Consider the following 6,479-nt stretch of genomic DNA (forward strand, 5'->3'; position numbering starts at 1 on the left):
GTCGCTCACGAGTTCCTATATATCGTATTGTTGTCGACGGAGCAATTGTCCCCGCTGCTCCAGGTTTCAACAGCGCCAAAAAACGAAACCGGAGGAACGCGAGCGTACGTGTTCGAGGTGCGGTACGCGGGCCTCTGGGGAGTGAATTGTGACCTATCCGAAGCTCACATCGCACCGCCCATGCCGCCCATGCCGCCCATACCGCCGGCGGGGGCGCCGCCCTCGTCGTCGTCGCCGCCGGTCGAGAGGTCGCCGGCGGAGATGATGTCGTCGATTTTCAAGACGAGGTTCGCGGCCTCGGCGGCGGAGGCGATCGCCTGCTCCTTCGCGTGGGCCGTCTCGACGACGCCGGCCTCGGTCGTGTTCTCGACCTCGCCGGAGAAGACGTTGAGCCCGGCGTCGGTGTCGCCGGCCTCGTGGGCCGCGCGGAGGTCGACGAGCAGGTCGATGGCGTCCAGCCCGGCGTTCTCGGCGAGCACGCGCGGGATCAGTTCGAGCGAGTCGGCGAACGCCTCCACGGCGAGCTGCTCGCGCCCCTCGACGGAGTCGGCGTAGTCGCGCAGCCGGCGGGCGAGCTCGACCTCGATGGCGCCGCCGCCGGGCAGCGTGCGCCCGTCGGAGACGGTCGTCGAGACCACGTCGATGGCGTCCTCGATGCCGCGTTCGAGCTCGTCGACGACGTGCTCGGTGGTGCCGTACAGCAGGAGGGTGACGCCGTGGGCGTCCTCGCCCTCGACGTAGAACAGCCCCTCCTCGGCGTCGCGGGTGACCGTGCCGACCGCGAGGTCGTCGGCCGTGAGCGAGTCGAGGTCGCTGACGATCGGCGCGCCGAGCACGTTCTTGAGGAAGGTCAGGTCGGACTTCTTCGTCCGGCGGACCGCGAGGATGCCTTCCTTCGCGAGGTAGTGCTGGGCGAGGTCGTCGATCCCCTTCTGACAGAAGACCACATCGGCGCCCGACTCGACGATCGCGTCGACCTTGTCGCGGAGCTGCTTTTCCTCCTGGTCGAGGAAGCGCTGGAGCTGGTCGGGGGAGTCGACGTTGACGGCGGTGTCGACGTCGGCCTCCTCGACCTCGATCGGGTCGTTGAGGAGGAGCACGTTCGCGTCCTCGAAGTCGGTCGGCATGTCGTCGTGGACCGGGTCCTTGTCGATGACGGCGCCCGAGAGGAGCTCGGACTCTCCGGCCGCGCGCCCGGTGCGCGTCTCGATGTTGAGATTCTGGAGGTCAACGACGTGCGAGCCGTCGTCGGCCTCGACGGTGACGCCCTGGATCGCGCGGACGACGAGGTCGGCGAGCACTTCCTTGTCGAGCTCCGCGCCCTTGCCGGTCATCGACGTCTCGGCGACGTTCTTCAGGGTCTCGGTGTCGTCGGGGTCGACCTGTGTGGCGACCTCGTCGACCTGCTCGCGGGCGTACTCGCTCGCGAGGTTGAAGCCCTTGATGACGGCCGTCGGGTGGATGTCCTGCTCGAGGAGGTCCTCGGCGTTCTTGAGAAGCTCGCCCGCGATCGCGACCGCGCTCGTCGTGCCGTCGCCGGCCTCGTCCTCCTGCGTCTCGGCGACTTCGACGATCATCTCGGCGGTCGGGTTGTCGATGTCCATCGTCTGCAGGATGGTGACGCCGTCGTTCGTGATGGTGACGTCGCCCATCGAGTCGACGAGCATCTTGTCCATCCCTTTCGGCCCGAGCGTCGAGCGTACGGACTCGGCGACGCCGCGCGCCGCGGAGATGTTGTACTCCTGTGCGTCCTTGTCCTTGACGCGCTGGGCGTCGTCGCCCATGATGATCATCGGCTGACCCTGCTGCATTCGCTGGCTCATACAGCGTTTGATTGATTGTGATTCTATATAAACGTGTCGTTGAGTGCCGTTCGGACGCGCCGTCCGTCGCCCGCGACTCTCCCGCAAAAACCGCATGACTCCGCGCCCCTCGATCGGCATTTATGTGGATAGTTAGCACGCGACTGGATCGGGATCGAATGCCACCATCTCGGGCGTTTATATACGTGTTAGCGACAGTCGCCGGTGGTGACAGTTCGGTGCGCGGCGGTCGCTGGCGGAGCGGTCGCTCCGGGTGTGTGGCTGTCGGGACGTCCGAGAGAACTACCGACCGAGGACGGAGAAGCGGGGACGGCCGCGAGCGGTCACCGATCGAGCTCGTCGGTCTCGGTGAGGTACTCCGAGTCGACCTCGTCGAGCGTCGGTTCCGGCGGTTCCTCGGCGGCGTCGAGCTCGCGTCGGTTGAGGTGGCTCTCTAACTGCCGGCGCTTGTTCCTCCCTTTCCGCTCGCGACCTGATTTCGTGTCTGGCATCGTCATCCGTGTCAACAATACCCATACTTATGAGTCTTTTGTCGGTGTGCGGGAACGTCCGCGAGGCGACCGAACGGCGTCGCTACCCGGCGCTACGAGCGTGAAACCGTCGACAAGGAATGCCAGAAGAGGGATTTGAACCCCAGTCATTCCGCTCGCTCCGCTCGCTTCACTCCCTGGCTCAAATCCGTCGGCGCTTCGCTGCCGCAGTACTCGCCCGTCGCTGCTGCAGTACTCGTCCGTCGCTGTCGCTCCTCGCTCGTTGTTGCGACAGCGAAAGACGCCAGGAGAGGGATTTGAACCCCCGATCCCGGAAGGGAACACGCTTTCCAGGCGTGCGCCTTACCACTCGGCCATCCTGGCTCAGTTTGAGATAGCCCGGTGGGACTGTTAAGTCCTTCTTTTCGCGTGGAGTCGGTGCTCGATCGCGTACGCGATCCCGCCGGACGCGACGGCGATCGCCCCCGCGATCGCGAACAGCCCGGCGTACCCGACGGGGAGGTCGCCGTCGAGGAGCAGGTACCCCTGCGCGAGCACGAGGAACGCGAACCCGCCGCCGACCCCCCACAGCGCGGCCGACCGCGCTCTCGCCCGAGGGGTGGCCGGGACGCCGGGCGGCGGCGTGGTCCCCTCGACGGAGTCGTCGGCCATCTACTCTACGACGGCGACGGCCTCGATCTCCACGCCGGCGCCCTTCGGGAGCGCGCCGGCCTGCACGGCCGACCGAGCGGGCGGCGACTCCTCAAAGTAGCCCGCGTACGTCTCGTTCATCTCGTCGAAGTCGTCGATGTCAGCGAGGAAGACGGTCGTTTTGAGCACGTCCGCGGGCTCGGCGCCCGCCTCGTCGAGCACGGCCACGAGGTTGTCGAGTGCCTGCTCCGTCTGGTCGGCGATCGACGCGTCGTCGAGGAGGTCGCCGTCCGGCGTCAGCGGGATCTGCCCGGCGGTGAACACGAGGTCGCCGTTCGTCGTCGCCTGACTGTACGCGCCGACCGCCGCGGGGGCCGCGTCGGTGTGAACTGTCTCTTTCATACGCGTCCGCCTTCGACGGGCACCACTAAAGTGACCGGGGAACGCGGCTCTCCCCGTCGCGTCGCGCCACCCGACCACCGTTGCGCCTATAACCTTCGCGTGCTAACACACGGCACATAATGGGGACAGAAATCGCCCCGCTCGTCGCGATCCTCGGCGCGGTGGCCCTGATCAACCTCGCGTTCGCGTGGCTGTTTACGCGGGGGGACGGCGATCCGGCCGATTTCTTCGGGTCGGTACGGGACCCGCCCGAGGACGCGACGGCAGACGCGAATCGGGACCGCGACCGCGGGTCCGATCCCGGGACCGATCCCGGTCCGGAGCCGTCGCACGACGGCGCGACGGGCTTCGCGATGGCGTCCGGCGAGTCGGGACCGGCGGGCGACCCCCCGCCGCTCGACGCCCCCGGCGAGACGGTCGTCTGCCGCCACTGCGGTGCGGAGAACCGGCCGGGCTACCGGTACTGTCGCTGGTGCGTCCGCTCCGGGTTCGTCGATGAGGGGGCGGGCGGGACCGCGGGCGCGGCGATGCCGAACCGGTCGCTGTGAGTCAGTCGGCGTCGACGCGACAGCCGCCGGAGTAGTCGATCCCCTCGATCGTCTCGATGCCGTCGTCGCCACACACCGGGCAGTCCGGGTTGCGCTGGTACGGCACGGACTCGAAGGTCATGTCCATCGCGTCGTAGAAGAGCACGCGCCCGTCGAGCGTCTCGCCCGCGCCGAGCAGGAGCTTGATCGCCTCGGTCGCCTGGATGCACCCGACCGTCCCGGGAAGCACGCCGAGCACGCCGGTCGCCGCGCAGTCGGGGACCGTCCCCGGTTCCGGAGCCTCCGGGAACAGACAGCGGTAGCAGGGGCCGTCGGGGACGAGCGTCGTCGCCTGTCCCTCGAACTTGTAGATGGCGCCGTGGGCGACGGGGAGCCCCTCGATCCGGGCCGCGTCGTTGACGACGTACCGTGTCCGGAAGTTGTCCGCGCAGTCGACGACGAGGTCGTAGCCGGCGAGCAGGTCGCGGACGTTCCCCTCGTCGAGCCGCGTCTCGTACGTCTCCACGTCGATGTCGGGGTTGAGTCGGTCGACGTACCGCGCCGCAGACTCGACCTTCGGCTCGCCCACGTCGGCGTCGCCGTGGATCACCTGTCGCTGGAGGTTCGAGCGCTCGACGACGTCGTCGTCGACGACCCCGAGCGTCCCGACGCCCGCGGCCGCGAGGTACTGGATGACGGGGGCGCCGAGCCCGCCCGCCCCGACCACGAGGGCACGACCGTCGAGCAGGGCTTTCTGGCCCTCCGGGCCGACCTCGTCCATGATCACGTGTCTGGAGTACCGGTCGAGCTGGTCGGCGTCGAGCGAGAGACTCATGCGTCGATGTGGGCGGTGAACCGGTATAATCGTGTTCCCGACTGCGCGCGACGCCGCGCTCGCGCGGTCGCCGACGGACGGGACTTCGCCTGCCGCTCACCGCCGACCGACGCGGACGGCCAGCGCGGCCGCAATGACTGCGAGCGCCGCGGCGGTCAGGCCGAAGCCGGGCGCGTTCGACTCGGTCGCTGTATCGGGCGTCTCCTCCGTGTCGGTCGTCTCCTCGGCGTCGCCGAAGAGGTTGACCGACCCGGTCTCGGTCCCGTCGAGTGACACCGTTCCGCCCTCGACCGGCTCGAACGCGATCCGAAGGGTAGCGCTCTCGCCGGGACGGAGTGACACGTCGCGTTCGGCGACCCGCTCGCCGGCCATGGTGACGGTGAGCGTCCGATTCGCCGGCCGGTCGCCGGGGTTCTCGACCGTCGCGCGGAGCGTCGTCTCGTAGCCCGCACGGACCCGATCTGCCGGAACCTCGCTCTCGACGACGTCGACGCTCCCGGGCTCCAGGGCGACGACGGCGACGGGCGCGGCGTTCGGCATCGTTGCGCTGTGGGCGTCCCCGTCGACGGTGTGCGTGACCTCTTCCGTCGTCCACTCTCCGTCGGCGTACCGCATCACCGCCACGTCTTCCGGACCCAGTCCGTCGGGGAGTGCGTCGCGGTCGACATCGAACCGGAGCGTCGCCGCGCTCGTGTTGGTCGCGGTGAGCGTCGAGCCGATCTCGATATACCCCAGCGCGCTCCCGCGCGGGGCGGCGCGGCGCTCCCCGGGGTCGGCCGTTGGCCGCTCGACGGTCAACCCGAACGCCCCGTTGTCTCCGGCCGTGTCGATCGTGAGCGCGGACAGCGACACCGCGGGCCGCGCCTCGGAGGGTCCGGCGAGCGCGATCTCGGCCGTGTAGCGCTGCTCGACCATCCCGTCGATCTCGACCGTGACGGCGTCGCTCGACTCCGACCGGACGACGGCCGGCGCGTCGGCGTCCCTCGTGGACGAATCGGACGACCCGGATGAGCCGGACGATTCCGGCGATTCCGAATCGCTTGGGTCGTCGTCATCGTCTTGTTCCGCTTCCCCGGACTCACCTTCGTCTGGGTCGTCTCGATTGGCTGGCTCGTCTGGGTCGTCGCCATCACCGCCATCGTCGGGATCTTCTGAATCGCCTCCTTCGTCGTCCTCTTGATCGTCGGAACCGTCGGAATTGTCGGTCTCGCCACCTTCGTCCTCACCTGAGTCGTTGCCATCGTCCGGCTCGTCGCCTTCGTTACCCTCATCTGGATCTTCGGAATCGCCGTTATTGTCGTCTTCTTCGGATCCATCATCGGAATCATCACCGTTATTTTCATTTTCCTCGTCGGAATCGTCAGTATCGTCTTCGGATCCATCATCGGAATTGTCTTCGTCGTCGTCACCATCGCTATCGTCTTCCTCGTCACCGTCGTCTTCTTCGTCAGAATCGTCACCATCACCATCGTCATCATCGTCTTCCCCGTCTGAATCGTCTTCCCCGTCTGAATCGTCTTCCTCGTCTGAATCGCCATCATCTTCTTCGTCAGAACCGTCACCATCACCATCGTCATCGTCGTCTTCCTCGTCTGAATCGCCATCATCTTCCTCGTCTGAATCGCCATCATCTTCCTCGTCTGAATCGTCTTCCTCGGATCCATCGTCGGAATCATCCTCCTCGTCGGAATCGTCATCATCGCCTTCTTCGTCGGAATCGTCATCATCGCCTTCTTCGTCGGAATCGTCATCATCGCCTTCTTCGTCGGAA

At 67.1% G+C, this 6,479-nt stretch carries 8 protein-coding genes and 1 tRNA gene; 1 reads left to right on the top strand and 8 read right to left on the bottom strand.

Annotated elements, in window-relative coordinates; genetic code table 11:
* Window positions 1-164: 164 nt before the first annotated feature.
* The 5 genes from thsB to C468_RS11145 form a co-directional block, all read right to left on the bottom strand.
* On the bottom strand, window positions 165-1,811 hold the full coding sequence (gene thsB, locus C468_RS11130; RefSeq protein WP_008848987.1) for a thermosome subunit beta: 1,647 nt from the start codon (window positions 1,809-1,811) through the stop codon (window positions 165-167).
* Between the two features lie 335 nt (window positions 1,812-2,146).
* On the bottom strand, window positions 2,147-2,314 hold the full coding sequence (locus C468_RS18655; RefSeq protein ID WP_169330909.1) for a hypothetical protein: 168 nt from the start codon (window positions 2,312-2,314) through the stop codon (window positions 2,147-2,149).
* Window positions 2,315-2,595: 281 nt separating this feature from the next.
* Window positions 2,596-2,677: transfer RNA gene (locus C468_RS11135), tRNA-Ser, on the bottom strand.
* Window positions 2,678-2,704: 27 nt separating this feature from the next.
* Window positions 2,705-2,965 (bottom strand): hypothetical protein, encoded by a 261-nt coding sequence (locus C468_RS11140; protein WP_008848989.1) that lies wholly within the window; start codon window positions 2,963-2,965, stop codon window positions 2,705-2,707.
* A complete protein-coding gene (locus C468_RS11145) occupies window positions 2,966-3,346 on the bottom strand; it encodes a Rid family detoxifying hydrolase (protein WP_008848990.1) in 381 nt (126 codons plus the stop codon).
* 116 nt (window positions 3,347-3,462) lie between these two features.
* Between C468_RS11145 and C468_RS11150 the strand changes: the two genes are divergently transcribed.
* Window positions 3,463-3,894, top strand: coding sequence for a zinc ribbon domain-containing protein (locus C468_RS11150; protein WP_049912189.1), 432 nt, complete (start codon window positions 3,463-3,465; stop codon window positions 3,892-3,894).
* A 1-nt stretch (window position 3,895) separates the two neighbouring features.
* Here C468_RS11150 and ubaA read toward each other — a convergent pair whose 3' ends face one another.
* The 3 genes from ubaA to C468_RS18380 all read right to left on the bottom strand — a co-directional run.
* Window positions 3,896-4,708: an SAMP-activating enzyme E1 gene (ubaA, locus tag C468_RS11155; protein WP_008848992.1), complete on the bottom strand. Its 813-nt coding sequence runs from the start codon at window positions 4,706-4,708 to the stop codon at window positions 3,896-3,898.
* A gap of 96 nt (window positions 4,709-4,804) precedes the next feature.
* Window positions 4,805-5,560, bottom strand: a complete 756-nt coding sequence (locus C468_RS18090) for a CARDB domain-containing protein (protein ID WP_161609728.1) — start codon at window positions 5,558-5,560, stop codon at window positions 4,805-4,807.
* On the bottom strand, window positions 5,503-6,479 hold a 977-nt coding region (locus tag C468_RS18380; RefSeq protein ID WP_206536744.1), incomplete at its 5' end, for a hypothetical protein. The genes C468_RS18380 and C468_RS18090, both read right to left, overlap by 58 nt.

Source organism: Halorubrum kocurii JCM 14978, from assembly GCF_000337355.1.
Classification (GTDB): domain Archaea; phylum Halobacteriota; class Halobacteria; order Halobacteriales; family Haloferacaceae; genus Halorubrum; species Halorubrum kocurii.

What these genes read in the sequence shown, in the direction of transcription:
- thsB (WP_008848987.1), bottom strand. Translation starts at nt 1,811, where the DNA reads ATGCAGCAGGGTCAGCCGATGATCATCATGGGCGACGACGCCCAGCGC.
- C468_RS18655 (WP_169330909.1), bottom strand. Translation starts at nt 2,314, where the DNA reads ATGCCAGACACGAAATCAGGTCGCGAGCGGAAAGGGAGGAACAAGCGC.
- C468_RS11140 (WP_008848989.1), bottom strand. Translation starts at nt 2,965, where the DNA reads ATGGCCGACGACTCCGTCGAGGGGACCACGCCGCCGCCCGGCGTCCCG.
- C468_RS11145 (WP_008848990.1), bottom strand. Translation starts at nt 3,346, where the DNA reads ATGAAAGAGACAGTTCACACCGACGCGGCCCCCGCGGCGGTCGGCGCG.
- ubaA (WP_008848992.1), bottom strand. Translation starts at nt 4,708, where the DNA reads ATGAGTCTCTCGCTCGACGCCGACCAGCTCGACCGGTACTCCAGACAC.